The sequence below is a fragment of the Streptosporangium sandarakinum genome (genome assembly GCF_050942225.1).
In the GTDB taxonomy this organism is placed as follows: Bacteria; Actinomycetota; Actinomycetes; order Streptosporangiales; family Streptosporangiaceae; genus Streptosporangium; species Streptosporangium nondiastaticum.
The window spans coordinates 7,287,584-7,312,818 of sequence record NZ_CP192034.1 but is presented as its reverse complement, the minus strand read 5'-3'; the positions used below and the strand labels follow the sequence as shown (position 1 = coordinate 7,312,818).

At 72.4% G+C, this 25,235-nt stretch carries 22 protein-coding genes; 15 read left to right on the top strand and 7 right to left on the bottom strand.

All coding sequences use genetic code 11. The features are described from left to right. Nucleotides 1-61: 61 nt before the first annotated feature. Nucleotides 62-2,257: a transglycosylase domain-containing protein gene (locus tag ACQP10_RS33425; RefSeq protein ID WP_433540330.1), complete on the top strand. Its 2,196-nt coding sequence runs from the start codon at nucleotides 62-64 to the stop codon at nucleotides 2,255-2,257. Nucleotides 2,258-2,367: 110 nt separating this feature from the next. Here ACQP10_RS33425 and ACQP10_RS33420 read toward each other — a convergent pair whose 3' ends face one another. Continuing rightward, a complete protein-coding gene (locus tag ACQP10_RS33420; RefSeq protein ID WP_433540329.1) occupies nucleotides 2,368-4,371 on the bottom strand; it encodes a thioredoxin domain-containing protein in 2,004 nt (667 codons plus the stop codon). Between the two features lie 249 nt (nucleotides 4,372-4,620). Here ACQP10_RS33420 and ACQP10_RS33415 point away from each other — a divergent pair, with 249 nt between their 5' ends. Then, nucleotides 4,621-5,769 carry a hypothetical protein gene (locus tag ACQP10_RS33415; RefSeq protein ID WP_346018956.1) on the top strand — a complete coding sequence of 383 codons (1,149 nt, stop codon included), beginning with the start codon at nucleotides 4,621-4,623 and terminating at the stop codon, nucleotides 5,767-5,769. Between the two features lie 45 nt (nucleotides 5,770-5,814). Here ACQP10_RS33415 and ACQP10_RS33410 read toward each other — a convergent pair whose 3' ends face one another. Together ACQP10_RS33410 and mca are read right to left on the bottom strand one after the other, a co-directional pair. Further along, a complete protein-coding gene (locus ACQP10_RS33410; protein ID WP_346018957.1) occupies nucleotides 5,815-5,997 on the bottom strand; it encodes a hypothetical protein in 183 nt (60 codons plus the stop codon). A 34-nt stretch (nucleotides 5,998-6,031) separates the two neighbouring features. Then, entirely contained in the window at nucleotides 6,032-6,922 is an 891-nt protein-coding gene (gene mca / locus ACQP10_RS33405) for a mycothiol conjugate amidase Mca (RefSeq protein WP_346018958.1), read from the bottom strand. Nucleotides 6,923-7,148: 226 nt separating this feature from the next. On the opposite strand from mca, the gene ACQP10_RS33400 reads away from it, so the two are divergent. The 11 genes from ACQP10_RS33400 (at nucleotide 7,149) to ACQP10_RS33350 (ending at nucleotide 18,013) form a co-directional block, all read left to right on the top strand. Next, nucleotides 7,149-7,577 (top strand): DUF4307 domain-containing protein, encoded by a 429-nt coding sequence (locus ACQP10_RS33400; RefSeq protein WP_189246492.1) that lies wholly within the window; start codon nucleotides 7,149-7,151, stop codon nucleotides 7,575-7,577. 126 nt (nucleotides 7,578-7,703) lie between these two features. After that, nucleotides 7,704-8,204, top strand: coding sequence for a transcription elongation factor GreA (gene greA, locus ACQP10_RS33395; RefSeq protein ID WP_179825493.1), 501 nt, complete (start codon nucleotides 7,704-7,706; stop codon nucleotides 8,202-8,204). A 256-nt stretch (nucleotides 8,205-8,460) separates the two neighbouring features. Then, nucleotides 8,461-9,753 (top strand): C40 family peptidase, encoded by a 1,293-nt coding sequence (locus tag ACQP10_RS33390; RefSeq protein ID WP_433540328.1) that lies wholly within the window; start codon nucleotides 8,461-8,463, stop codon nucleotides 9,751-9,753. 221 nt (nucleotides 9,754-9,974) lie between these two features. After that, nucleotides 9,975-10,502: a hypothetical protein gene (locus ACQP10_RS33385; RefSeq protein WP_346018961.1), complete on the top strand. Its 528-nt coding sequence runs from the start codon at nucleotides 9,975-9,977 to the stop codon at nucleotides 10,500-10,502. Between the two features lie 290 nt (nucleotides 10,503-10,792). Further along, complete coding sequence (locus tag ACQP10_RS33380) at nucleotides 10,793-12,595, top strand: phosphoenolpyruvate carboxykinase (GTP) (protein WP_346018962.1); 1,803 nt, start codon at nucleotides 10,793-10,795, stop codon at nucleotides 12,593-12,595. Between the two features lie 135 nt (nucleotides 12,596-12,730). After that, entirely contained in the window at nucleotides 12,731-13,726 is a 996-nt protein-coding gene (locus ACQP10_RS33375; RefSeq protein ID WP_399501731.1) for a TIGR04222 domain-containing membrane protein, read from the top strand. Then, on the top strand, nucleotides 13,716-14,570 hold the full coding sequence (locus ACQP10_RS33370; RefSeq protein WP_346018964.1) for a DUF692 domain-containing protein: 855 nt from the start codon (nucleotides 13,716-13,718) through the stop codon (nucleotides 14,568-14,570). Before ACQP10_RS33375 ends, ACQP10_RS33370 begins: the two co-directional genes overlap by 11 nt. A gap of 76 nt (nucleotides 14,571-14,646) precedes the next feature. Next, complete coding sequence (locus ACQP10_RS33365) at nucleotides 14,647-15,060, top strand: hypothetical protein (protein ID WP_346018965.1); 414 nt, start codon at nucleotides 14,647-14,649, stop codon at nucleotides 15,058-15,060. A 1-nt stretch (nucleotide 15,061) separates the two neighbouring features. Continuing rightward, entirely contained in the window at nucleotides 15,062-15,595 is a 534-nt protein-coding gene (locus tag ACQP10_RS33360; RefSeq protein WP_179825484.1) for a hypothetical protein, read from the top strand. Between the two features lie 79 nt (nucleotides 15,596-15,674). Further along, on the top strand, nucleotides 15,675-16,442 hold the full coding sequence (locus ACQP10_RS33355; RefSeq protein WP_179825482.1) for an isoprenyl transferase: 768 nt from the start codon (nucleotides 15,675-15,677) through the stop codon (nucleotides 16,440-16,442). Between the two features lie 221 nt (nucleotides 16,443-16,663). Further along, nucleotides 16,664-18,013 (top strand): PhoH family protein, encoded by a 1,350-nt coding sequence (locus tag ACQP10_RS33350; RefSeq protein WP_189246502.1) that lies wholly within the window; start codon nucleotides 16,664-16,666, stop codon nucleotides 18,011-18,013. Nucleotides 18,014-18,070: 57 nt separating this feature from the next. Here ACQP10_RS33350 and ACQP10_RS33345 read toward each other — a convergent pair whose 3' ends face one another. From ACQP10_RS33345 to ACQP10_RS33335, 3 genes are read right to left on the bottom strand one after another with little or no spacing between them, the layout of a single operon-like run. Next, a complete protein-coding gene (locus tag ACQP10_RS33345) occupies nucleotides 18,071-18,697 on the bottom strand; it encodes a hypothetical protein (RefSeq protein ID WP_433540327.1) in 627 nt (208 codons plus the stop codon). Further along, nucleotides 18,694-20,088, bottom strand: a complete 1,395-nt coding sequence (locus tag ACQP10_RS33340; RefSeq protein WP_399501768.1) for an ATP-binding protein — start codon at nucleotides 20,086-20,088, stop codon at nucleotides 18,694-18,696. Before ACQP10_RS33340 ends, ACQP10_RS33345 begins: the two co-directional genes overlap by 4 nt. Before the next feature lie 5 nt (nucleotides 20,089-20,093). Then, nucleotides 20,094-20,768 (bottom strand): response regulator transcription factor, encoded by a 675-nt coding sequence (locus tag ACQP10_RS33335; protein ID WP_179825471.1) that lies wholly within the window; start codon nucleotides 20,766-20,768, stop codon nucleotides 20,094-20,096. Between the two features lie 299 nt (nucleotides 20,769-21,067). Between ACQP10_RS33335 and ACQP10_RS33330 the strand changes: the two genes are divergently transcribed. Together ACQP10_RS33330 and ACQP10_RS33325 are read left to right on the top strand one after the other, a co-directional pair. Then, nucleotides 21,068-21,829 carry a lytic transglycosylase domain-containing protein gene (locus ACQP10_RS33330; RefSeq protein WP_346018967.1) on the top strand — a complete coding sequence of 254 codons (762 nt, stop codon included), beginning with the start codon at nucleotides 21,068-21,070 and terminating at the stop codon, nucleotides 21,827-21,829. A gap of 60 nt (nucleotides 21,830-21,889) precedes the next feature. Then, nucleotides 21,890-23,866 carry a glycosyltransferase family 2 protein gene (locus ACQP10_RS33325; RefSeq protein ID WP_433540326.1) on the top strand — a complete coding sequence of 659 codons (1,977 nt, stop codon included), beginning with the start codon at nucleotides 21,890-21,892 and terminating at the stop codon, nucleotides 23,864-23,866. Here the strand turns inward: ACQP10_RS33325 and ACQP10_RS33320 are convergent. Beyond that, a complete protein-coding gene (locus tag ACQP10_RS33320; protein WP_433540325.1) occupies nucleotides 23,851-25,233 on the bottom strand; it encodes a tannase/feruloyl esterase family alpha/beta hydrolase in 1,383 nt (460 codons plus the stop codon). The two genes, ACQP10_RS33325 and ACQP10_RS33320, sit on opposite strands and share 16 nt — an antisense overlap. Nucleotides 25,234-25,235 lie beyond the last annotated feature (2 nt).

Below are 25,235 nucleotides of genomic sequence, written 5' to 3'. Positions count from 1 at the left end.
TACCCTTACGGTTCGCGCAGCTGACGGGGGGTCGGCCGCGCCAGGGGATGGGGGTTGCCGCGTGCGAGAGGGCGGGAAGAGAGGGCCGGGACGGCGGTTCCTGCGGCTGGCGCTGATCGCCTTCGGCGTCGTGGTCGTCTTGTCGGTGGGTGTTCTCGGGGTGGTGTGGGCGATGACCCCCATCCCGGACAGCACGCAGCCGAAGGCCACCGCGCAAGGCTCGGTGATCTACTACCGCGACGGTAAGACCGTGCTGGCCAAGCAGGGGGTGAACCGCCGCAGCGTGCCCCTGTCCGAGGTGCCGGAGAGCGTCAGGAACGCCGTCATCGCCGCCGAGAACCGCTCCTTCTACGACGACAAGGGCGTCTCGCTCAAGGGCACCTTCCGCGCCATGTGGTCCACGGTCACCGGCCGGCAGCTCCAGGGCGGCTCGACGATCACCCAGCAGATGGTCCGCAACTACTACAGCGGCCTCAGCCAGGAACGTTCCATAATCCGCAAGCTCAAGGAGGTCATGATCTCCTTGAAGGTCGACCAGTCCAAGCCCAAGGACTGGGTGCTGGAGCAGTACCTCAACACGATCTACTTCGGCCGGGGCGCCGACGGCGTCCAGGCCGCGGCCCAGGCGTACTTCGGCAAGGACGTCGGCAAGCTCGACGTCGCCGAGGGCGCCTACCTCGCCGCGGTGATCCAGCAGCCGTCCCGGTTCGCCGACCCGCACGGCGCCGATCTCGACGCCGCCCGGACGCGCTGGCGGTCGGTGGTCGACGGCATGGTGCAGATCGGAGCGCTGACGCCCCAGCAGGCCGCCACCACCACCTTCCCGGCCCTCAAGAAGCCCCGCCCGGTCTTCTCCCTCAAGGGCCAGCAGGGCTACATGCTCGACCAGGTGGCCGCCGAGCTCAAACGCCGGGGATACACCGACGAGGCCGTCAACCAGGGCGGCCTGAAGATCGTCTCGACCTTCGACAAGAACCTCATGGCGGCGGCCGAGCGGGCCGTCACCTCCGTCATGCCCGAAGGCTCCGCCAAGAAGGTCAACACCGGCCTGGCCGCCGTCGACCCCGGCACCGGCGAGGTCGTCGCCTTCTACGGCGGGCGCGACTACGACACCAACAAGTTCGACAACTCCTTCTCCGCCAAGGTGCAGGCCGGCTCGACGTTCAAGGCGTACACGCTGGCCGCCGCGCTGGAGAACGGCCTGGACCTCGGCACGCGGGTGAACGGCAACTCGCCGATGACGGTCGCCTCCGCCCCCGACCACCCCATTCCCAACTCCGGCGGCACCTCCTACGGCCAGATCGACCTCGTCACCGCCACCAGGAACTCGGTGAACACCGCCTTCGTCGACCTCGGGCAGAAGGTCGGCCTGGACAAGGTCGTCAAGGCCGCCAGGGCCGCGGGCATCCCCGCCGAGCAGCTCGCCCCGCACCGCGGCGCGGCCACGCTCCCGCTGGGCGTGGCGTCGGTGAGCGCGGTGCAGAACGCCTCGGGCTTCGCGACGTTCGCCGCGGGCGGCGTCCACCGCGACGCCCACGTGATCCGGTCGGTGACCGACGCCACGGGCAAGGTCACGAAGTTCGACGCCAAGGGCAGGCGGGCCTTCGGCGAGCAGACCGCCGCCGACGCCACCTACGCGCTCACCCAGGTCGTCGAGGGCGGCACCGGCTCGGCCGCCCGCCTCTACGACCGGCCGGTGGCCGGCAAGACCGGCACCACCGACGGCTCGGTGTCGGTGTGGTTCGCCGGCTTCACCCCGCAGCTCGCGACCGCGGTGGACATGTTCCGCGACGACCACAAGCCGGTGGTCATCAACGGCGCCGTCCAGTACGGCGGAAGCTACCCCGCGCAGGTCTGGCGGGCCTTCATGGCCGAGGCGATGAAGGGCAAGCCGGTCAAGGAGTTCCCCGAGCCGTCCGACTACGGCTACGACCCCTACGGCTACGACGGCGACTACCCCTCCGGCCCGCCCGACGACGGCTACGGCGACGGCGGCTTCCGCGACGCCCCGGCCACCCCGCCGTTCGACGACGGCACCTCGTCCCCCGAGCCAGGGGACCAGGGGACCGGCCCCGGGAACGACGGCACCGGTGACGGCCAGGGCGACGGCACGGGCCCGCAGAACGGCCCCCAGGGCCGCGTGGACGACGGCGGCGGCCCCGGCCAGGACTCCGGCGACGGGACGGGCGGCGGCGACCCCCGCACCCAGGACCCCGCCCAGCGGGAGGGACCCGCCCAGCGGCTCCCCGTCGGCTGACCGGGCCGCCGCGCGCCCGGCCGGCGGCCTCGGCGCGAAACGGTTCACGGCCGCGCGCCGACCCGGCCGGCCGGCCGGGTCGGCCGGCTCCCGGGTCGCGCCGCCGCGGGTCAGGCGGTCAGCTCGGCCCGGAGCGCCTCCGGGGTGGTGACGGGCATCCGGCAGGTGAACCCGCGGCACACGTAGGCCGCCGGGACGCCGTCCACCGGACCCCGCCCTTCCAGGAGGGGGACATCGGCCGCGCCGGGCTCGCCGAGGGCCACGACCATGCCCGGGGCGGGCGACATCAGGGCCGCGCGGTGCAGCGCGGCGGTCGCCGCGTCGCCGGCCGGGCCCACGACCGCGACCTCGACGGGCCCGGAGACGGCCGCCTGGGCCACCGCCAGGCCCCACCCGGCGAACCGGGCGTGCCGGTCGGCCAGGACGCTCACCGTGCCCAGGGCCGCCTCCGCGGCCTCCCGGTGCCGGGCCGAGCCGGTCAGGGCCGCGTACGACAGCAGCGCGCCCGCCGCGGCGAACCATCCCGACGGGGTCGCGTTGTCGGTCGGGTCCTGCGGGCGCTGGAACAGCCGCTCGGCGTCGTCGGCGGTGTCGAAGAACCCGCCGGCGCCGTCTGCGAACCGGTCGAGCGCGCTGTCCAGCAGCGTCCCGGCCAGCCGGAACCAGCGGGTCTCGCCGGTCACGCCGTACAGCGCGAGCAGGCCCTCGGCCAGGTCGGCGTAGTCCTCAAGGACGCCGGCGCCGGTGCCGGCCCGGCCGCCGAGCGACGTGCGCAGCAGCCGGCCGCCGTCGACGTGCACCTCGTCGAGCAGCGTGGCCGCCGCCCGCGCCGCCTCCACCAGGTCGGGCCGGTCGAACAGCGCCCCGGTCTCGGCGAGGGCGGCGATCGCCAGGCCGTTCCAGGCGGCCACCACCTTGTCGTCGCGGCCGGGCCGTACCCGCCCGGACCGGGCGGCCAGCAGGGCGGCGCGGACCCGGGCGAACCGCTCGGGGTCGTCGGGGTCCTCCGGAAGCTGCAATACCGAGGTGCCGTGTTCGAACGTGCCGGTCACCTCGAACAGCGAGACGGCCCAGGCGCCGTCGTCCTCGCCCAGGACCTCGACGATCTCCTCGGGCGTCCAGACGTAGAACTTCCCCTCCACGCCCTCGCTGTCGGCGTCCAGTGCCGAGGCGAAGCCGCCCTCGGGGGTGCGCATCTCGGCCAGCAGCCAGTCGGCGGTCTCCAGCGCCACCCGCCGGGCGAGCACCGACCCGGTGGAGCGCCACCAGTGCGTGTAGACCCGCAGCAGCAGGGCGTTGTCGTAGAGCATCTTCTCGAAGTGCGGCACCACCCAGCCGGCGTCCACGCTGTAGCGGGCGAAACCGCCGCGGAGCTGGTCGTAGATGCCGCCCCGCGCCATCGCCTCCAGGGTCCGCTCAGCCATGGCCGTCGCCTCGCCCACGGCGCTCCGGTCGCCCTCCGGAGCCGCGGACGGGGAGGCGGCGGCGTAGCGCAGCAGGAACTCCAGGACCATCGACGGCGGGAACTTCGGCGCCCCGCCGAACCCGCCGCGGTCGGGGTCGAAGGACCGCCGCAGGCTCCGTACGGCCCGGTCCAGCGTGTCGCGGTCCGGCACCGGGCCCGACGGCAGCGCCGCCTGCTCGTTCAGCGCCTGGACGATCTTCGAGCCCTGGTCCAGCACCGCCTCGCGGTCGCGGGCCCAGGCGTTCGCCACCCCGGTCAGCAGCCGCTGGAAGTGGGGCCGCGGGAAGTACGTGCCCGCGTAGAAGGGGTGCCCGTCCGGCGTGGCGAAGACCGTCATCGGCCACCCGCCCTGACCGGTCATGGCCTGGGTCGCGGTCATGTAGACCGCGTCCACGTCCGGGCGTTCCTCCCGGTCGACCTTGACGTTGACGAAGTGCTCGTTCATCAGCGCGGCGGTGCCCTCGTCCTCGAAGGACTCGTGCGCCATGACGTGGCACCAGTGGCAGGCGGAGTAGCCGACGCTGATCAGCAGGGGCACGCCCCTGCGCCGGGCCTCGTCGAACGCCTCCTGCCCCCAGGGCCGCCATTCGACGGGGTTGTCCGCGTGCTGCAGCAGGTACGGAGAGGTCTCACCGGCGAGCCTGTTCATGAACCCACACTCTCACAGGCCCCGGCGCGGCCTCGCGGGCGTGCCGGTGGGCCATGCGGTCAGAGCAGGACGATCCGGGTCAGGATCACGTGGTGGCCGGCCCCACCTTCCGTCGCTTCCCTGCCGGGTCACGGTGTCGCCGTACGGCTTCGTGCGCCATCGGTGACACCGGCGGCCCGGGCGACGGCGCGCCGCCGGGAGCGGGGGAAAGGTGTGTTCGGGTGGGTTCGGGGCGTAGGCTCGTTGAGCGTGGATCTCGACTTCGTCCGCGTGCACGCCGGAAGGCCGGTCGCGGAGCTGACCCGGCGTGACGTGGTGCGCGCGTTGCTCGCCGTGCCCTCAGGCGTGGCGCTGGTGGCCCTTCCCGACCTGCGCCGGGCGATGGAGCGGGCCGGGAACCCGCTGACCCCGCCCTTCTGGGAGTCGGCCCGGACGGCGCTGGGGGCGATCGAGTCGGGCAACGCGACCGTGGGCGACGTGCAGCGCTGGCTGGAGTCCACCGGCACCGAGCCGCTGCTGCTGACCCGGACCATGTTCGTCTGGCCCGAGGAGGACGAGCGCGGGCCGGTCGCCGAGGAGATGTTCCACCGGCTGGTCGCCCACCTGGAGCGGCGGGTCGCCGCGGGCGAGGTCGATCCGGACGCCCTCGCGCTGGGCGACGAGACGGCCAGGGCCTCCTACGAGGAGATCCAGGAGCGCTGGCTCGGCACCCCGCTGCCCGACGGGCGGGTGCCCAGGGACGCGGTGAGCGACGAGCAGGACGAGGAGCTGTCGGCCGCCTGGCACGAGGAGGAGGCGTTCGCCCTCGGCGAGCTGCGGCGCATCATGGCGGAGCTGCCCGAGGCCGAGCGTCCCGAAGAGGCGCTGCGGGCGGCGAGCACCCGGCTGCGCGAGCTGATGACCGCCCCCGGCTACCCGGGCAACGTGCTGCGGGCCTGCGCCGGCTACGAGGGCGGCCCGCTGCCGGCCGACGACGAGGAGCTGTGGCTGACGGTCGCGGCGGGGATCGCCGGGCCGATCTCGGACCTGCCGGAGGAGGACGACATCGCCGAGGCGTTCGCCGACCTGGAGGAGGAGCTGAGCTCCGAGGACTCCGTGCTGGCGGCGCTGTGCGCGATCGACCACGCGGACTGGCTGGCGGTGGTGGCCGCGCTGGCCAGGCGCGGCCCGGGGGTGCTGGCCTCGCCGGAGCGGATCGCCCGGCTCATCGCGGAGTCGGAGGACATCGACGTCCGGATGGACGAGCCGGAGGATCTGGAGTCGGCCGAGGCTCTGTTCGGGTCGGTCACGCCGCTGTGGGCCTGCCTCGGGATCGTCGACCGGAGCGAGGTGCTCACCCCGCTGGGCCACTGGGGTCTGCCCAGGGCCCTGGAACGGGCCTGGACGGAGACGGGCTGAGCCGTACGGCCTGAGCCGTACGGCGGGACCCCGCGGCGGGCGCGGTCAGGCGTTCTTGCCGGGTTTGCGGGGCTCTCGATCGGCCGGCAGATCGATCTTGGAGATCTGCTTCCGCATCGACTTGACGAGCAGGAAGAGCGCGAAGCCGATGGCGGCGACGACGAGGAAGCCCAGTACACCCGGGCTGACGTCGCCTTCGGCGGCGGCGGCGAACACGATGGCAGTCACACCTCAAGTCTGCCACCGCCACCCGGCGGTCTCGTCAGTGGCAGGCGGGGGAGACCTCCTCGGCCAGAACACCGGTGAACAGGTCGTCCTCGGGAAGCTCGGTGTCCACCAGGGAACGCGCCAGGTGGTAGTCCTCGGTCGGCCAGATCTCCATCTGCACCTCGCGCGGGCAGACGAACCAGAACCCGTCGGGGTCGACCTGGGTGGCGTGCGCGATCAGCGCCTGGTCGCGCACCTCGAAGTAGTCCCCGCAGGGGACCCGGGTGGTGACCGGCCACCTGTCCTTCTGCGGGCGGTCCTCCCAGCGGGCGATCCAGTCGCTGTAGGGGGAGCCCAGGCCGCGGGAGACCATCGCCTCGTGCAGGGCCTCGAACCGCTCCCGGGTGAAGCCCATGTGGTAGTAGAGCTTCAGGGGCTGCCAGGGCTCGCCGGTACCGGGGTAGCGGTCGGGGTCGCCGGCCGCCTCGAACGCTTCCACCGAGACCTTGTTGGTCATGATGTGGTCGGGGTGGGGGTAGCCGCCGTCGTCGTCGTAGGTGAGGATCACGTGCGGCCGGAAGTCGCGCACGGCCGCGACCAGCGGCGCCGCGGCGGCCTCCAGCGGCTGGAGGGCGAAGCAGCCCTCGGGCAGCGGCTCGTTCTCGTCCTCGGGCAGGCCCGAGTCGACGAAGCCGAGGAAGCGCTGCTGGACGCCCAGGATCTCGCGGGCCCGCTCCATCTCCAGGCGGCGGACCTCGCCGATGTTCTCGAGGATGTCGGGGCGGTCCATCTTGGGGTTGAGGATGGAACCGCGCTCTCCGCCCGTGAGGGTGCAGACCAGCACCTCCACGCCTTCGGCGACGTAACGTGCCATCGTGGCGGCGCCCTTGCTCGACTCGTCGTCGGGGTGCGCGTGAACGGCCATAAGCCTCAGCGGTGCACTCACGGGGCTCGCTGTCTCCTCTTTGTCTGTCACATTCGGATCTTCGCCTGTCCCGCCGCGGCCCGGGGAACCGGCCGCCCGCCCGCGCCCTGGGGCGCCGTGCCATTCCACGGCGCGGCCTGAGGCACTCTAGAGAGAGGTTAGTTTCTCGTGGGCGGTCGCGGGGGCAACGCCCCCGCAGGGGACAATTGTTTCGGACAACGCCGCGGTAGTGCTTGGAGATTCCGTCATGGCCATCAGTGAGGCCGAGCAGGGCCAGGAGCCCCGACCCGTGCTCGGCAGTCCCGGCGACTTCCCGGAGCGGGAGCCCCGTCGGGGCAACTTCGTCGTCCACGTGGTGATCGCCATCCTGTGCGCGGTGTGCGCCGCCGGGTGGGGTTACGTCATGTGGGCCTCGAAGGGCAACACCGACGTCATCGACGAGGTCATCGCGTTCGACGCCAACCGTAGCGATTCCCTGCAGATCACCTTCGAGGTGGTCAAGCCGTCCGACCGCGCCGCCGTCTGCCGGCTGCGGGCCGTGGACGTCAACCACGTGGAAGTGGGCAGCCGCGAGATCGATATTCCGGCAGGTAAGGGATATATCCGCCTTACCGAGCGGCTGCAGACCAGTGCCCAGGCGACTTCCGGCTCGGTTCAATACTGCCATCTCGTATAGTGAGATATTTGGGGAAGCGTTCGAGCCGTTAACTTGTTAGCCTGTCGAGATTCGATCGTACGCCAACCAGCGGACGAGTGCCTGTCCGAGTACGAAGCCCCCTTCAAGAGGAAGCAAGGAGAACCCGTGGCCGACTCCCACAACGAGAGCGTCACCTGGCTCACGCAGGAGGCGTACGACCGCCTGAAGGCGGAGCTGGAATACCTCTCGGGGCCCGGGCGCGTCGACATCGCCAAGAAGATCGAGGCGGCCCGCGAAGAGGGTGACCTGAAGGAGAACGGCGGCTACCACGCCGCCAAGGACGAGCAGGGCAAGATGGAGGCCCGGATCTTCCACCTCCGTCAGATCGTCGACAACGCCAAGGTGGGCGAGGCGCCCCGCACCGAGGGCGTCGTGGGCCCCGGCATGACCGTCACCGTCCGCTTCGAGGGCGACGACGAGGAGGTCACGTTCCTGCTGGCCTCCCGCGAGGAGAGCGGCGCCCCGATCGACGTCTACTCGCCGAAGTCGCCCCTCGGCGCGGCGATCAACGGCAAGAAGGTGGGCGAGAAGGCCACCTACACGATGCCGAACGGCCGCTCCAACTCGGTGGAGATCCTCGAGGCCGTGCCGTACGTCGGCGGCTGACCCGTCGGCCCGTGACCTTCCGGGCCGCGAGACCTGATCCGGTGGATCCGCCGGGACGTCCCGTCCCGGCGGATCTCCGTGTGTGGAGGGGTCCCCGCGCGGGGGCCTTCACCCGGGAAGCGACTCCGCGCGCGGGGGAGGCCCGTTCCCGAGCGCGCGACGATAAGTCGTTAGAGAACTTTTAGCGGCTTTCCATGCGTCATCGTCTGATTTCCGGCACTCTTGGTCTGGCGCCGGGCGAAGGGAAGGAGACGACGTGTTCGAGGGGCGGACGCGTGTCTCCCATCTGATCCACGAGGCCCGGCAGGACCTCGCCTACGCCCCGCGCATCCGGCGCGCCGCACCCGGCCTCCCGCGGCGCCGGCGCCTCCTCCCCGTCGCCCTGGTCGTCCTCCTCTCCGCGCTGGCGGCCGGGACGGTGGTCGTCGTCACCCTGCCCGAGCGGGTCCCCGAGACGACGGTGGCCCTGCGCAGGCCGGTCACCACGGAGACCGTCCGGGCCGCCGCCACGCCGGCCCCCGCGCCCACGCGGGCCGCGCCCCGGCCGGTGGCCCCGCTCACCTCGATCCACAAGCCCAGCATGTTCGTCGTCGCGAACCGGGCGCTGAGCTCGGCCGTGGTCGCGAAGGTCGCCCAGATCTCCGGGGTCCGGGCGGTGGAGCGCGCCGACGCCGCCGAGGTGGGCATGGACGGCAAGCGCGTGCAGACCCTGGGGGTCGATCCCTCGACGTTCCGCGCCTACACTCCCAAGCCGACCGCCCGCTCCGACCGGCTCTGGCACAACGTCTCCGCCGGGGAGATGGCCGTCTCCTTCGTCCTGGGCAACGACGGCGGCATGCCGCTGGGCAAGATCGTGAACGCGGCCGGGCGCAACCTGCGGGTGGGCGCCTACGCGACGATGGGCATGGGCGCCATCGACGCGGTCGTCTCCCGGGAGACCGCGCGGGCGCTGGGCGTCCCGGAGAACAACGCGCTGGTGGTGAGCGCGCCCAGGGCCGACACCGCCAGGCTGCGCGCCGCCCTGCTGCGCGTGCTGCCCAGGGGCAGCCAGGTCGCCGCGATCAACCCGGTGCTGCGGGCGCCCGTGCAACAGCCTGGGAAGCAGACCGGGAAGCAGACCGGGCGCACGATCTGGCCGGCGGGCTCCTTCATGACCGCGGAACAGGTCAGGGTGGCCCTCACCGCGGCCGCCGGCAAGCTCGGCCGGCCGTACGTGTGGGGGGCCGAGGGGCCCGACACCTTCGACTGCTCGGGCCTGGTGCAGTGGGCCTTCGCCCAGGCGGGCGTGAAGATGCCCCGGGTGACGCACCAGCAGTTCGTCTCCGGCCCGCAGGTCTCGCTCGCCCAGGCCCAGCCCGGAGACCTGCTGTTCTGGCGTTCCGACCCCACCAACCCCGGATACGTCTCGCACGTGGCGATCTACTGGGGCGACGGCAAGATGCTCCAGGCCCCGCGGACCGGTGACGTGGTCAAGTTCAGCCCGGTCAGCACCCGCAACCTCGCCGGGGTCGTCCGGGTCAGCCCGGTCGCCGCGGCCCGCGTCCGCTGACCCGCCGCCCCCTCCCTCCCTTCACCCGCGTAGGCGCGCCCCCGTGTACGGCTGCCTCTCCGCGTGATGCCTCTCCGCGTGATGCCTCTCCGCGTGATGCCTCCCCGTGTACGACTGCCTCCCCACGTACGGCTGCCTCTCCGTGCACGGCGGTCCTCACCCCGCGCGTACGGCGAATCCGCCTATGGTCTCGTCGCTCGTAGCGTTGTAATGTCGATTACATGGATATCGAAGAAGCAACGCAGAAACTGCGCGGCTGGTTCTCCGGGCGGCTGCCCGAGGACTGGTTCGAGGGGCAGCCCGAGATCGTCCTGGATCGCGAGGAGATCGCGGTGATCGGCCGGCTCCCGGCGCCCTCCTTCGCCGACGACGTCTCGGAGGTGGAACGGGCCGCCACCCTGGAGGGCGGCGTGCAGCGGTTCCGCGAGGAGACCCGGGAGCGACGCGTCGAGATCGCGCTGGAGGCGGAGCGCCGCTTCCGCCGCAAGGTCTCCTGGGGCGTCGAGGTGGGCGACGAGACGGTGATGTTCACCACACTGTCGGTCCCCGTCATGACCCGGCTGAGGCAGTCGGAGCGCCGGGTGCTGGACACCCTCGTGGCCGCCGGGGTGGCCCGCAGCCGCAGCGACGCGCTGGCCTGGTGTGTCCGACTTGTCGGCAGGCACACCGACTCCTGGCTGGCGGATCTGCGGGACGCGCTGCGTCACGTGGACCAGGTCCGGGCGGCCGGGCCCGACCTGGATTCGTGAGCCTGGGCAGGGAAAACGGCCGCCGACTGGTCTGAACCTGTTCACTAATTGGTTTAGACCTTTCTCAGTGGCCTATACCACTGCGGTAAGCGGCTTTTTTAGGCTCGCTTCTTTTGGGTAGGTCCTCTCAAACACCATGCCCCCTGCCAGCCCATACGCCCGTGAACCAGGCGGGTGAGGGGTCGGGGCGACCGCCGACCGCGTTAATTCACTGGTCTACGCCAATTGGATCGGACGCGGTTTCCTGGTCAATGATGTTTTGGCCCTGAGAAGCGTAAGGAGCCGTAGCAGTGTCCGTTATCGAGGACGTAACCGCCCCCAGCCCGACCAGCCACGCCGGACTGGCCGCCTGGGTCGCCGAGATCGCCCAGCTGACGCAGCCCGACCGGATCGAGTGGTGCGACGGCTCGGAAGCCGAGTGGACGCGCCTCACGAACCTCCTGGTCGAGCAGGGCACGTTCAAGCGCCTGGCCAAGCGGCAGAACAGCTTCTACGCCGCCTCCGACCCCAGCGACGTGGCCCGCGTGGAGGACCGGACCTACATCTGCTCCGAGCGCGAGGAGGACGCCGGGCCGACCAACAACTGGATCGCCCCGGACGAGATGCGCAAGACCTTCGGGGAGCTCTTCAAGGGCTGCATGCGCGGCCGCACCATGTACGTCGTGCCGTTCTGCATGGGTCCGCTCGGCGGCGAGATCTCGCAGCTCGGCGTCGAGATCACCGACTCGCCGTACGTCGCCGTGTCGATGCGGATCATGACCCGGATGGGCGAGCCCGCGCTGCGGCTCATCGAGGAGCGCGGCGACTTCGTCAAGGCCGTCCACTCGGTCGGCGCCCCGCTCAAGCCCGGCCAGGCGGACGTGCCGTGGCCGTGCAACTCCACCAAGTACATCAGCCACTTCCCCGAGACCCGCGAGATCTGGTCCTACGGCTCGGGCTACGGCGGCAACGCGCTGCTCGGCAAGAAGTGCTACGCGCTGCGCATCGCCAGCACGATGGCCCGCGACGAGGGCTGGCTGGCCGAGCACATGCTCATCCTCAAGCTGACCCCGCCGGAGGGCGAGACCCGCTACGTCGCGGCCGCGTTCCCGAGCGCGTGCGGCAAGACCAACCTGGCCATGCTCCAGCCGACCATCCCCGGCTGGAAGGTGGAGACGATCGGCGACGACATCGCCTGGATGCGGTTCGGCGACGACGGCCGCCTGTACGCCATCAACCCCGAGGCGGGTTTCTTCGGTGTCGCGCCCGGCACCGGCGAGTCCACCAACGCCAACGCGATCAGGACCCTCTGGGGCAACAGCATCTTCACGAACGTAGCCCTCACCGACGACGGCGACGTGTGGTGGGAGGGGCTCACCGACGAGCCTCCGGCGCACCTGACCGACTGGAAGGGCCGCGACTGGACCCCGGACGGCGGCGAGCCGGCCGCGCACCCGAACGCCCGGTTCACCGTGCCCGCCGGCCAGTGCCCGACCATCGCCCCCGAGTGGCAGGACCCCAAGGGCGTGCCGATCTCGGCGATCCTGTTCGGCGGGCGCCGCGCCACCGCGGTGCCGCTGGTCACCGAGTCGCTGAGCTGGCAGCACGGCGTCTTCACCGGGGCCAACATCGCCTCCGAGAAGACCGCCGCGGCCGAGGGCAAGGTCGGCGAGCTGCGCCGCGACCCGTTCGCGATGCTGCCGTTCTGCGGTTACAACATGGGCGACTACTTCGGCCACTGGATCAACATCGGCCGACGGGAGGGCGTCCGGCTGCCGAAGATCTACTACGTCAACTGGTTCCGCAAGAACGACGAGGGCAAGTTCGTCTGGCCCGGCTTCGGGGAGAACATCCGCGTCCTGAAGTGGATCGTCGACCGGATCAACGGCAGGGCCGAGGCGGTGGAGACCCCGATCGGCCTGCTGCCCGCCGAGCTCGACACCGACGGCCTCGACCTCTCCGCCGAGGACCTGCGGACCCTGCTGAGCGTGGACGCGGAGGTCTGGAAGGAGGAGGCCGCGCTGATCCCGGCCTTCTTCGAGACCTTCGGCGACCACCTCCCCAAGGAGCTCTGGGACGAGTACCACGCCCTGGTCGCGCGCCTGGACAAGTAGCGCCGCGCCCCGGTGCGCTCCGGAGCGATCCGCTGCGCACCGGAAAACGGCCTCCGCGGCGAACTTCCGTGATGCCCCGATCGTCTACATGACGGCGGGGCATCCGCCTTTCCTCCACCCCCCGGGAGGCCGGACATGGAAGAAGCACTGTTCGTCGTCGCCCTGATCCTCCTCGCCGCCGTGGGCTTCACCGCGTCGGCCCTGTCCAGGGAGCATCGCCGGGCCCGCTCGGTCCCGTCCGTTCACCTCACCGGCTCGCCCGGCCACTACGAGATCGCCTACCTGGCCGGTGGGCCCCTGCGGACGGTCAACACGGCCCTCGCCGTGCTCGCCAGGGGAGGGGGCGTCCGCGTGTCACGAGGCGGTCAGGTCAGCCTGGTCACCGGGGCCCCGCTCTCCCCCGATCCGGTCGAGCGGGCCGTCCTCGCGGCCCTCCGCGCCCGGGGCGGGTCCTGCCAGGTGGGGCAGCTGCGCCGCGCCGTGGCCGACGACCAGGCCATGAGCGACCTGCGCGACGGCCTGACGCGGGCGGGCCTGTTGATCCCCGACGGCGTGCTCGCCCGGGCCAGGAGGCTGCTGAGCCTCCTGCTGGTCCTCACCGTGCTCGCCTTCGTCCTCGAGTTCATCGCCTTCATCCCCACCCTCTTCGGGTTCCTCGTCGGGGGCGGAGGAGCGGTCGGCGTGGTGACGCTGCTGGCCGGCAGCCTCGCCGCGGTCGTCGGCATGACGACCTACCAGATCCGGAAGCGCGCGCTGCGCGGCATGCTGACCGACGCCGGGCGTGAGGTCCTCGCCGACGTCGGCAGGACCCACGTGCGGGGCGTCCCCCGCGCCGCGGGCCTGCCCCTGTACGCCGCGGTCGGCATCCCGGTCGCCCTGTACGGTCTCGCCGAGGCCGGCGACCCCGCCCTCACCGAGGAACTGCAGCGGCAGCACGCGAACAGCGCCGTGAGCTGCGCCTCGGGTTCCTGCGGGGGCTCCTCCGGGTCGTCGGGCGACGGCGGCTCCTTCGGCGGGGGCGGCGACTTCGGCTCGGGCGGCTGGGGCGACTCGGGCGGCGGGTCGAGCTGCGGAGGCGGATCGAGCTGCGGCGGCGGAGGCTGCGGCGGAGGGGGCTGCGGTGGCGGCTGAGCGGCCCGCCGGGACGGCGCGGGGAGACGACATGACGGGGGCCGGGCGGCTCGGGGTCGGCATCGGGTGGCGGCCGGAGATCGACCTGACCGTGGAGCGCCTGCCGGGCGTGGACTTCGTGGAGGTCGTCGCGGAGAACATCCGTCCCGGCGACCTTCCGGAGTCGCTGCGGGTGCTGCGCGGCCGGGGCCTGCCGGTGATCCCGCACGGCGTCGGGCTGGGGCTGGGCGGGGCCGAGCCGCCGGACCCTGACCGCCTGGCGCATCTGGCGGACTGCGCGCGGGCCCTGGACGCCCCGCTGGTCAGCGAGCACCTGGCCTTCGTCCGCGCGGGCGGCATGGAGGCGGGTCACCTGCTGCCGGTCCCGCGTACCCGGGCGGCGCTGGCGGTGGTCGCCGACAACGTACGGCGGGCGCAGGCGGCCCTGCCCGTCCCGCTGGCCCTGGAGAACGTGGCCGCCCTGTTCGGCTGGCCCGACGACGAGATGACCGAGGCCGAGTTCCTGGGCGAGCTGGTGGAGACGACCGGGGTCGGGCTGCTGGTCGACGTGGCCAACCTCTACACCAACCAGATCAACCTGGGCCTGCCGGCCGTCGGCGCGCTGGACGTCCTGCCGCTGTCGGAGCTGGCCTACGTGCACGTCGCCGGGGGGCACCTCCACCACGGCGTCTGGCACGACACCCACACCGCCCGGGTCCCCGGCGAGGTGCTGGAGATCCTGGCGGAGCTGCGCGCCCGGGTGGACCCGCCGGGCGTGCTGCTCGAATGGGACGGCGACTATCCCGGCGACGACGTGCTGGAGGCGGAGCTCGGCCGGATCCGCGAGGCGATGGCCCGTGCCTGACCCGATGAACCACCCCGCCCCCTCACCCGGGCCCGGCTCCGCCCCCTCACCCGGGCCCGGAACGGCGAACGGTCCCGTGTCCGGCTCCGCACCCGATCCCCGGGCCGAGCTGGCGCGGGCCCAGGCGGAGCTGCTGGCCGCCCTGGTGGCCGGGGGCGAGCCGCCCCGGGGGTTCGACGAGGGGCGGTTGCGGATCCAGGCCGCGAGCCTGGTCTCCAAGAGACGCGGGGTCGTGGCCCGCATCCGGCCGGACCTCGTGGCGCTGCTCGGCGCCGCCGGGTTCGCCGCCGAGTTCGACGCCTACGCCCGGGGCCGCCCCAAGCCGCCCGGTGGCTCCCGGGCCGACGCCCGGGACTTCGCCGAGCGGCTGAGGGCGGCCGGGCACCCGCTGCCGGAACCCGAGCCGGAGCCGCCCGCCGGACGCCGCTGGTGGACCCGGTTCGCGCGGGCGTCGCGTTTTGGCGGGACGGGCCGGGGATACCTACTCTGACGTGGGGGGACTGCGCTGTCTTGACGGGTCGTACCTGACCGTCACGCCGGTGGCGTGCCGGGACAGCGTCGGCTCGCCGTACGAGATCACGCTCGAACTCCACCGCGACGGAGTGCTGTACGGCACCGTGGGGGAGCGCTGCGGCTGGCTGCTCGCCCGGCTGGCCAGGGGGGTCGCCGAGGCCCGCGCCGGTCACCAGGACCAGTGGCCCGATCCCGACGACCGTTTCCCCGGCCTCCCGGGAGAGGACGAACTGTTCGCGTTTCGTTACCGGACCAGGAACGGGGTCGTCAGCGGGGGCGAACTCCGATGTCAGCTGCGTACCATCCCGGTCTGGACCCCGGGACGGCGGGGCGGGTCGGGGGAGTGGCGACTGACGCGGAGGGCGTTCGTCGAAGCCTGGTGCGGCGGCGGGGTCGGCCTGCGCGCGGTCCTCACCTCCGCTGAACTGGGGATCTTCATCGACGCGCTGGTCGCCGAGGCCGAGGAGTGCCTGGGACGAGCAAGCCCGGCAACCCATCCGGGATCCCCATAGAGGGGGCAACAGGTCCCCGGGACGGTGATAATTGCCTGTCAGCGCCCTTCCACCGCGGGCGTTGGAAGGAGGGGATTCCATGGATGTGCGCGATCTCGTCTACCGGCTGTACGAGCGGCGGCTGGAGACGAAGCTGTCGCGGCAGCCGGGATCGGTCCCCCGGCACGTCGGCGTCATCGTCGACGGCAACCGGCGCTGGGCGCGGGCCATGGGTCTCGACGACGTCAGCCGCGGTCACCGCAAGGGCGCCGACAAGATCTCCGAGCTCCTGGGCTGGTGCCGGGAGGCCGGCGTCGAGGTCGTCACCGTGTGGCTGCTCTCCAGCGACAACCTCAGCCGGCCCAAGGACGAGCTCGACCTCCTGGTGAGGATCATCGAGGACGTGGTCCAGGAGCTCGCGGCGGACGGCTGGCGCGTCAACCCCATGGGGGCGCTCGACCTCCTGCCGGACCGTACGGCCCGCGTCCTGAAAGAGGCAAAAGAAGCGACATCCCACCGTCCCGGGCTGATTGTGAACGTTGCTGTTGGGTATGGAGGAAGGCGTGAGATCGCTGATGCGGTGCGCTCCCTCCTCCAGGAGCACGCCAGCAAGGGCGCGAGCATCGAGGACCTGGTCGAGGTCCTCGATGTCGAGCACATCGCGGAGCATCTCTACACGCGCGGCCAGCCCGACCCGGACCTCGTCATCCGGACCTCGGGAGAGCAGCGGCTCTCCGGATTCCTGCTCTGGCAGAGCGCCCACTCCGAGTTCTACTTCTGCGAGGCCTACTGGCCCGACTTCCGCAGAATCGACTTCCTGCGGGCGCTCCGCTCCTACGCCGCGCGACACCGGCGGTACGGTTCCTGATCCCTGTGACGAATGCCCCCTTTTGGACAGGCATGCGGCATTGGAAGGCGGGTATTCAGGACGTACCGTAAAAAGTGGGTGGCCACCGGCCGCCCACACCGGAGAGGGCCCGCCTTTGCGACAACGTTCCGCCAGGGAGGGCCGGGCACCGGCACCCCCGGCGTGTCGCGCGGCGGGATCCGGGTCCGGTCCGCATCCCAGCACATGGCAGGGCGCCCCCCATGGCGCCCGGGGGAGATCGCGTGGCAAACCCTTCGTCCTCAGCCACGTCGCCGGCCACCAACCGGCGTACGTACGTCCTGGACACCTCGGTCCTCCTGGCTGACCCGGCGGCGATGAGCCGCTTCGCCGAACACGAGGTGGTCCTCCCGATCGTCGTCATCACCGAGCTGGAGGCCAAGCGGCACCATCCGGAACTCGGCTACTTCGCGCGCAAGGCGCTGAGGTACCTCGACGACCTGCGGGTGACCCACGGGCGGCTGGACGAGCCCATGCCCATCGGAGACGGCACCATCCGGGTCGAACTCAACCACAGCGACCCCTCGATCCTTCCCGTCGGCTTCCGGCTCGGCGACAACGACACCCGCATCCTGACCGTGGCGCGCACCCTCGCGGCCGAGGGACACGACGTGGTCCTCGTCTCCAAGGACCTGCCCATGCGGGTCAAGGCCGCCTCGATCGGGCTGGCGGCCGAGGAGTACCGCGCCGAACTGGCCTTCGTGGAGTCCTCCGGCTGGACCGGCATGGCCGAGCTCCAGGTGGCCGACGAGGACGTCCAGTCGCTCTTCGAGCACGGCACCGCGGACGTGCCCGAGGCGCGCGACCTGCCCACCCACACCGGCCTGCGGCTGCTGTCCAACCGGGGCTCGGCGCTGGGCCGGATGATGCCCGACAAGTCGGTGCGGCTGGTGCGCGGCGACCGCGAGGTGTTCGGCCTGCACGGCCGTTCGGCCGAGCAGCGCATCGCGCTCGACATCCTGATGGACCCCGAGATCGGGATCGTCTCGATGGGCGGCCGGGCGGGCACCGGAAAGTCGGCCCTGGCCCTCTGCGCGGGCCTGGAGGCCGTCCTGGAGCGCCGCCAGCACCGCAAGGTGATCGTCTTCCGCCCGCTGTACGCCGTCGGCGGCCAGGAGCTCGGATACCTCCCCGGCACCGAGAACGACAAGATGAACCCCTGGGCGCAGGCCGTCTTCGACACCCTCGGCGCGATCACCACCCCCGAGGTGATCGAGGAGGTCATGGACCGCGGCATGCTGGAGGTGCTGCCGCTCACCCACATCCGCGGCCGTTCCCTGCACGACGCCTTCGTCATCGTCGACGAGGCCCAGTCTCTGGAGCGCGGGGTGCTGCTGACGGTGCTGAGCCGGATCGGCGCCAACTCCCGCGTCGTGCTCACCCACGACATCGCCCAGCGCGACAACCTCCGGGTGGGCCGCCACGACGGCGTGGTCGCGGTCGTGGAGAAGCTCAAGGGACACCCGCTGTTCGCCCACGTCACGCTGACCCGCTCGGAGCGCTCGCCGATCGCCGCGCTGGTCACCGAGATGCTGGAGGACATCACGATGTAGCGGGCCCGCCTCCGGCGGGCGGCCGTCCCGCCGCCGCCCGCCGGAGGCGGTTCCCGGTCACGGGGGCAGCCGCACGCCGTCGGCCGCGAGGTCGCGGAACTCGAAGCAGGTGTGCTCCCCCCACGACCTGGGCTCGCCGGGGAACAGCCGGGTGATCTCGACGCTCCAGATGCTCTCCTGCTTGTTCTGCCGGATGGTGCAGGTGAGCTGGGCGATCCCGGCCCGGGAGAGCGTGCCCTCCCCCGAGATGATCACGTTCAGCCGGTATCCCGTGGTGTCGCCGAGGTCCTTGCGCCGGCCCGACTCGGCGTACCGGGTGGTCTCGGTGTCGTAGTGCCGGAAGGCGTCGAGGGCGGTGGTCAGCTCAGGTTCGGGTGGCTGCTTGCCGGCCCGGAACAGGGTGTCGATGATGTCGGAGGCCGTGTCGGAGCCCACCGGGATCCTGACGGGCTCCAGGCGGCCGTCGCGCAGCAGGTAGACGGTCACCCACGTGGGGCTGTAGCTGATCACAGGGGGCCGCCCGCGGTCCTGGACGCCGGTGGGGGCGATCCCGCACCCGCCGAGCGTGAGGACGGCCGTCAGGGCGGCGGCGAGCCACCGGGCCGGGCGGACGGGCCGTTCCGTGCGCCGTACGGCCGTGCCGGGCCGTCCCGCCTTCCGGGCGGGGTCGCGGTGCGCCCTCATCTTCCGGGCAGCCAGACCGTGAAGAGGACACCGGGGTCCTGCGCCCGCGCCGAGACGGTGCCGCCGTGCAACTCGACGTTGGCGCGGGCGATGGACAGGCCGAGCCCGCTGCCGTCGCCGCCGCTCGCCTTGTAGAAGCGGTTGAACACGTGCGGCAGGTCGGCGGGCGGGATGCCCGGGCCGTGGTCGCGCACCTTCACCTCCAGTCCGCCGGGGACGCGGCGGGCGGTCACCATGACGGGGGGCGCGCCGTGCCGCAGGGCGTTGCCCACCAGGTTCGCCAGGATGACGTCGAGGCGCCGCGGGTCGGCGGAGAAGGCCAGCGCGCGGGGCACGTCCACCTCCACCCGGTCCGACCAGCCCCGTATCTCCAGGCAGTCGTCGATCACGTCGGCGACGTCCACGCTCTCGGTGTTCAGCGTCGCCGTGCCCGAGTCGAACCGGCTGGTCTCGATGAGCTGCTCCACCAGGGTCCGCAACCGCTTGATCTCCCGCAGGACGAGCCGTACGGCCGCCGCAGGCTCGGCGGGCAGCCGGTCGGCCTCCTCCGAGAGCATGTCGGCCACCGCCGTCATCGCGGTCAGCGGGGTGCGCAGCTCGTGCGAGACGTCGGCGACGAACCGCCGGGACATCGCCTCCAGCGAGCGCAGCTCGGACACGCTGTGCTCCAGGGCGGCGGCGGTGTCGTTGAAAGTGGCGGTGAGCTGCGCCAGCTCGTCCTGGCCGTGCACCGGCAGGCGGGTGTTGAGCCGGCCGGCGCCCAGAGCCCGGGCCGCCGAGCCCAGCCGCCGGACGGGCAGCAGCACCCGCCTGGCCGACACCAGGGCGACGGCGAGCGCGATGACCAGCATGACGGCGCCGGCCGCGGCCAGCGGCCGGCGCAGGTCGTCCAGGAGCCGCTCCTCCTCGGTGAGGGGGACGAACGCGAAGACGCTCATCCCGGTGGGCCTGGCGATGCCGATGGGCTCGATCCGCCACACGGGGGTGGCGATGACCAGCCACATCCGTCCCCGGACCGCCCGGCGGGCGGTCATCGTCTTACGGGCGGACGCGGTGACGAGGTCGGCCGGGACGTCGCCCATGCCGAAGTCGCCGTCGGGGTAGACGTAGTTCTCGTAGCGGACCACCACCCGGCCGTTGCGGGCGCGCAGGCTCCGCTGCAGGGCGGCGATCTGCGTGTCGGCCGGCGGGCCGTCCCCCGGCCAGCGGGCGCCGACCGGCACCTTGATCCCCTCGATGATGTCGCGCACGTCGCCGACGGCCACCTGCTCGGTCCGGTCGATGACCCGGCGCTTGACGAGCTCGTAGCCGATCACCGCGACGAGCGCGGAGGCGGACACGGCGATGAGGGTGAAGGCGATGACCAGGCGGCCCCGCAGGCCGGTGTGCATCAGCCTCACGGCGGGCTGAACCGGTAGCCGAACCCGCGGACGGTGTGGATGAACTCCGGCTCGGCGGGCACTTTCTCGATCTTGGCGCGGATCCGCTGGACGCAGGCGTCCACCAGGCGGGAGTCGGCGACGTGGGTGTGGTCCCAGACGGCCCGCAGCAGGTATCTGCGGTTGAGCACCTGGCCGGGGTGGCGGACCAGTTCGAGCAGGAGCCGCAGCTCGGTGGGGGTCAGGTGGATCTCACGGCCGGCCAGCGACACCTTGAGCGCGCCCCGGTCCACGACCAGGTCGCCGAAGGTGACGCGGTCGGAGGCGGCCGACTCCACCCGGCGCAGCACGGCGCGGATCCGCGCGTCCAGCACGCGCGGCTCGACGGGCTTGACCACGTAGTCGTCGGCGCCGGCCTCCAGGCCGACGACCACGTCGAGGTCGTCCCCGCGGGCGGTGAGGAGGATGACGGGCAGCTGGTCCATCCGGCGGATGCGGCGACACACCTCGACCCCGTCGATGCCGGGGAGCATGACGTCGAGCACGGCGATCTCGGGACGGCGCGACCTGATGTGGGCGAGGGCGTCCTCGCCGTTGTCGTAGGAGGTCACGGTGTGCCCCTGGCGACTCAGCGCCAGCTCCAGCCCCGTCCGGACCGAGGGATCGTCTTCCACGAGAAGGATGCCCGCCACGCCGTAATTATTCGCCCAAATGCCATCCGATCGGCACCCGTCATTGAACTGTGACAGGGGAGGGGCGGGCCGGGCGGTACGGCGGGACCCCGCCGGGACCTCCCACTCCGGTGCGCGGGCCGGGTGGACCGCCGTACCGGTAAATGTGACTGAAATCACACTAGATTGCCAAATGACGGGAAAGGCCACGTAATCGGGTGGTAAGCAGGGAGAAAGCTTGCTGATCTCACGGGAGAGGCAGACCAACTCCGTCGTTCAGGTTGCGGAGCACCCCCCCGCGCGCGGCAAGCTCATAGGTTGTGAGCTCAGGACCGCCGCAGCTGAGGGAGCATCCGGCTCCGCGCCCCCGCCGTAACGCCCGGAAACCCGCCAGGCGGGACAAGGCGGCCCCACAGGAGCCGCGGGCCGGGAAGAAGAAGGGGTGGCTGACCCCCAAGCGCGCCGTCATCCTCGCGACGACGGCCGCCGTCGTCGTGGGCGGCGGAGGGTTCACCGTCTACACCGCGATGCAGAACGCCTCCGCCCCGAAGCCGGCGCCGCTCTCCCTGAACGAGATGTCGAAGATCTTCGGCGGCGGCGACCCGTTCGCGCCCGACCCCGAGGGCGACATCCTCAAGGCCCAGGCCGCCCAGGCGCTCAAGGCCGACCGGCTGGCCGCCGAGCGCGACAAGCGCCGCAAGCTCAGCCCCATCAAGATCGTCAAGGAGGCGCCCGGCGGCGGCGGCTTCGACCCCAAGCAGCTCCCGCCCGGCCCGGCCAACCCGTCCGGCAACCGCGCGCTGGGCAAGCAGATGCTGGACGCGCGCGGCTGGGGCGACCAGTGGGGCTGTCTGGAGAGGCTCTGGACCAAGGAGAGCGGCTGGAACGAGCGGGCGATGAACCGCTACAGCGGCGCCTACGGCATCCCGCAGTCCCTGCCCGGCAGCAAGATGGCCAGCGCCGGCGGCGACTGGCAGACCAACCCCGCCACCCAGATCGCGTGGGGCCTCGGCTACATCAAGGGCCGCTACGGGACGCCATGTGGTGCCTGGGCCCATTCCCAGGCCACGGGCTGGTATTGAGACACCAGGACTCGGCAAGTCTGACCGCCTCCATGCCATGGGCGACGCACCCTGGGGCTCATGGATGTGAAGGTCAGCGTGGTGGTGCCGGTGCGCGACCCCGGCACCGCGGCCGACGCCTGTGTCCGCTCGCTCCTCGCGCAGTCGATGGCCCCGGAGGAGTACGAGGTCGTCTTCGCCGACACCGGGCCGGGCGACGGGATCCAGCGGCGCCTTGAGGCGCTGTCGGCGGCGCGGCCGAACGTCCGGGTGCTGCACCTGGGGGAGACCGGCTCGCCGATGCGCGGCCGCAACATCGGGATGGCCGTCGCCCAGGGCGAGTACGTCTACCTGATGGAGCAGACCGACCGGCTGGAGCGGACCGCGCTGGAGCGGATGTACCGGCGGGCCGTGCAGACCGACGCCGACGTCCTCCTCGGACGGCTGGTGGCCGGCCGGATGCCGCCCTCCCCGGTGTTCGAGGCCGACCGCGACCGCGCCGACATCCTCAAGGACCGGCTGCTGTCCGCGCTGACCCCGCACAAGCTCTACCGCCGGGCGTTCCTGGACGCCGAGGCGCTCGCCTTCCCCGACCCCGGCGGGCGCCTGGCCGAGGAGACCTTCGTGCTCCGCGCCTACCTGCGGGCCAAGGTCGTCGCGGTCCTGGCCGACGAGGTCTGCTGCCACGTGGCCGAGCGCCCAGAACCGCCGGGCGACCCGTACGTGCAGGGGGCGGAGCTGCGCGAGCTGCTCGACGTCATCGACGCCGAGCTGCCCCCGGGACGGCGGCGCGACCGGATGTACGCGCACTGGCTGCGGGCCTCGGTGCTGCGCCGGCTCGGCGGCGGCCGGTTCGTCACCGCCTCCGCCCGGGAGCGGGCGGCCACCTTCACCACGCTGCGCGAGCTCGTCATCCAGCGCTTCCCCCCGCACCTGGACCGGTACCTGCCCGTCCACCTGCGGGTCCGCGCGGCCCTGCTGCGCGCCGGCCGCCTCGACCGGCTCCTCGCGCTGGCCGAGGCCATGCGCGGCACCCACCTGCGGGCCGACCTGCGGGAGGCCGGCTGGCGGGACGGCGCGTTCGAGATGGCGCTCACCGTGGAGATCATGCGGGCCGGCGGCGAGCCGATGCGGTTCGTCCCGTACGGCGAGACCGGCCTGCTGTGGGATCCCCCGGCGCCGCTGGACGTCGACCTCCCCCCGGAGCTGGTGGACGTCACCCGGGCCGTCTCACAGGCCCGGGTCGAGGTCTACATCAGGCACCCCGACAGCGGGCTCGTCCACGCCCTGCCGGTGACGTCGTCGCTGACCCGCTGCCGGCACCGCAACGGGATCAGGCTGCAGGCCGGCACGACCGCCCGGCTGGAGGTGGACACCGCGGCCCTGGGCCGCCCGCTGCCGGCCGGCCCGTGGGAGGTCCACGCGCGCATGCACGGCGGGGCGCACCGGGCCCGCGCCCGGGTGACCGGCGTCCCCGGCGACTGCGTCGGCGACCTGGCCGGCGGCTCCCGGAGGCTGGTCGTCCCCTGGTGGTCGGAGGAGGGGGAACTGGGCGTCTGCGTGGAGCCCCGGTCGTTCCCCGAGTCGATCGTCCTGGTCTCGACGGGGACGACGGTCATCCGCGACCGGGGGCAGGTCTTCGTCGTCGTGCCGGTGCCGTACGTGCCGCCGAGCGGGGGGCCGCCCGCCGAGCTGGCGCTGCGCCGGGCGGCCCGCCCGGACCAGGAGGTCTGCGTGCCCGCCCTCATCGAGCCGGGCGTTCCTGGACGCCACGCGGGGCGGCTGGTGGCCAGGGTCCCGATCCGGCTCGCCGCCCAGGAGGGGTTCCTGTGCCCCGGGGAGTGGCTGCCGTTCCTGCGGCTGGACGGCGGGGAGGAGGCCCTGCGCTTCCGGCTGCGGATGGGCCGCACCGGCAGGGTGGAGGTCGGCGGCGCGAGCGGCCAGGACGCGGCCGGACCCCGGTACCCGCTGGCCCGGCGCGCGGTCCTGCGGGTTCCCGGGGTCCGGGGCACCGTCCGGCTCGCCCGGACGGTGCGGCGGCACTACCTGCCGAGCTGACAGGCGTTGACGAGGTCACCGCTCTCCGGGCGCGGCAGCGTCGCGCTCGGCGGGGGAGCCTGGCCCTTCTCCACCCAGCCCGCGAGGGCGTCGAAGGCGGTGCGGAAGCACGGCAGCATCGGCCGCAGCCTGTCCGGGAAGCTCGCGTACAGGCCGTCGGTGTGGGTGCCGTCGGCGATCCGGTAGTAGCGGAACGGCCGGTCGCCGACCATCTTCGCGTAGACGTCCCCGGTGCGGGAGATCGGCAGCAGCGTGTCCAGCGTGCCCTGCAGGGTGATCAGGGGCTTGCCGATCCGCCCGGTCAGCTCGATCTTCCTCACCGCGGGCGCGACGTACTTCCCGCGGGCCGCGTAGTCGTAGTCGGCGTCGCAGTCCGGCGTGCCCGAGGCGCAGAACGGCGTGCCGGCGTCGGTGTCGCCGTCGTAGCCCGGGTCGAGCTCCTCGCGGTAGAGCCGCTGGGTGAGGTCCCAGTACACCTGATGGTGGAACGGCCACAGGAACTCCGACCCCTTGGCGTAGCCGGCGTCGTACATCGCCTGGGCGTCACCCTTGGGATAGGCGCGCAGCGCGGGCGGCAGGAAGGTCAGGAGGTTGTCGTTCTGCGTCCACAGGGTGCCCTCCCAGTCCACCCCGCCGTCGTAGAGCCACGGCCGGTTCTCCAGCTGCCAGCGGACGAGGTAGCCGCCGTTGGAGATGCCCGCGGCGTAGGTGCGGCGGGGGAGCCTGCCGTACCGCTGCGCGGCGACGGCCTTGGCGGCCAGCGCCACCTGCGTGACCCGGGTGTTCCACTCGGCGAGCGCGTCCCCCGGCTTCTTGCCGTCCTTGTAGAAGTCGAGGCCGGTGTTGCCCTTGTCCGTCGCCGCGTAGGCGTAGCCCTTCGCCAGCGCCCAGTCGGAGATGACGAAGTCGTTGGCGTACTGCTCGCGGTTGCCGGGGGTGCCCGCGACGACCAGCCCGCCGTTCCAGTCGTCGGGAAGCCGGATCACGAACTGCGAGTCGTGGTTCCAGCCGTGGTTGGTGTTGGTGGTGGAGGTGTCGGGGAAGTAGCCGTCGATCTGGACGCCGGGCACGCCGGACGGGCTGGTCGCCCCGGCCGGGTGCAGACCCGCCCAGTCGGCGGGGTCGGTGTGCCCGGAGGCGACCGTGCCGGCGGTGGTGAGGTCGTCCAGGCAGGATTTCTCCTGGTGCTCGGCGCCCACGACCGTCAGCAGGCCCATCAGCGCGCAGTGCCGGCCGATGCCGGAGGCGCCGGCCGTCTCGGCGGAGGCCGGGGCGCCTGTGGCCAGGGCGGCGGTGAGGAGGGCCAGGCCCGCCACGAGCGCGGCGGGCCGGCGGCGCCGGGAAGTCGCCGTCGATGTCATCGTCATGC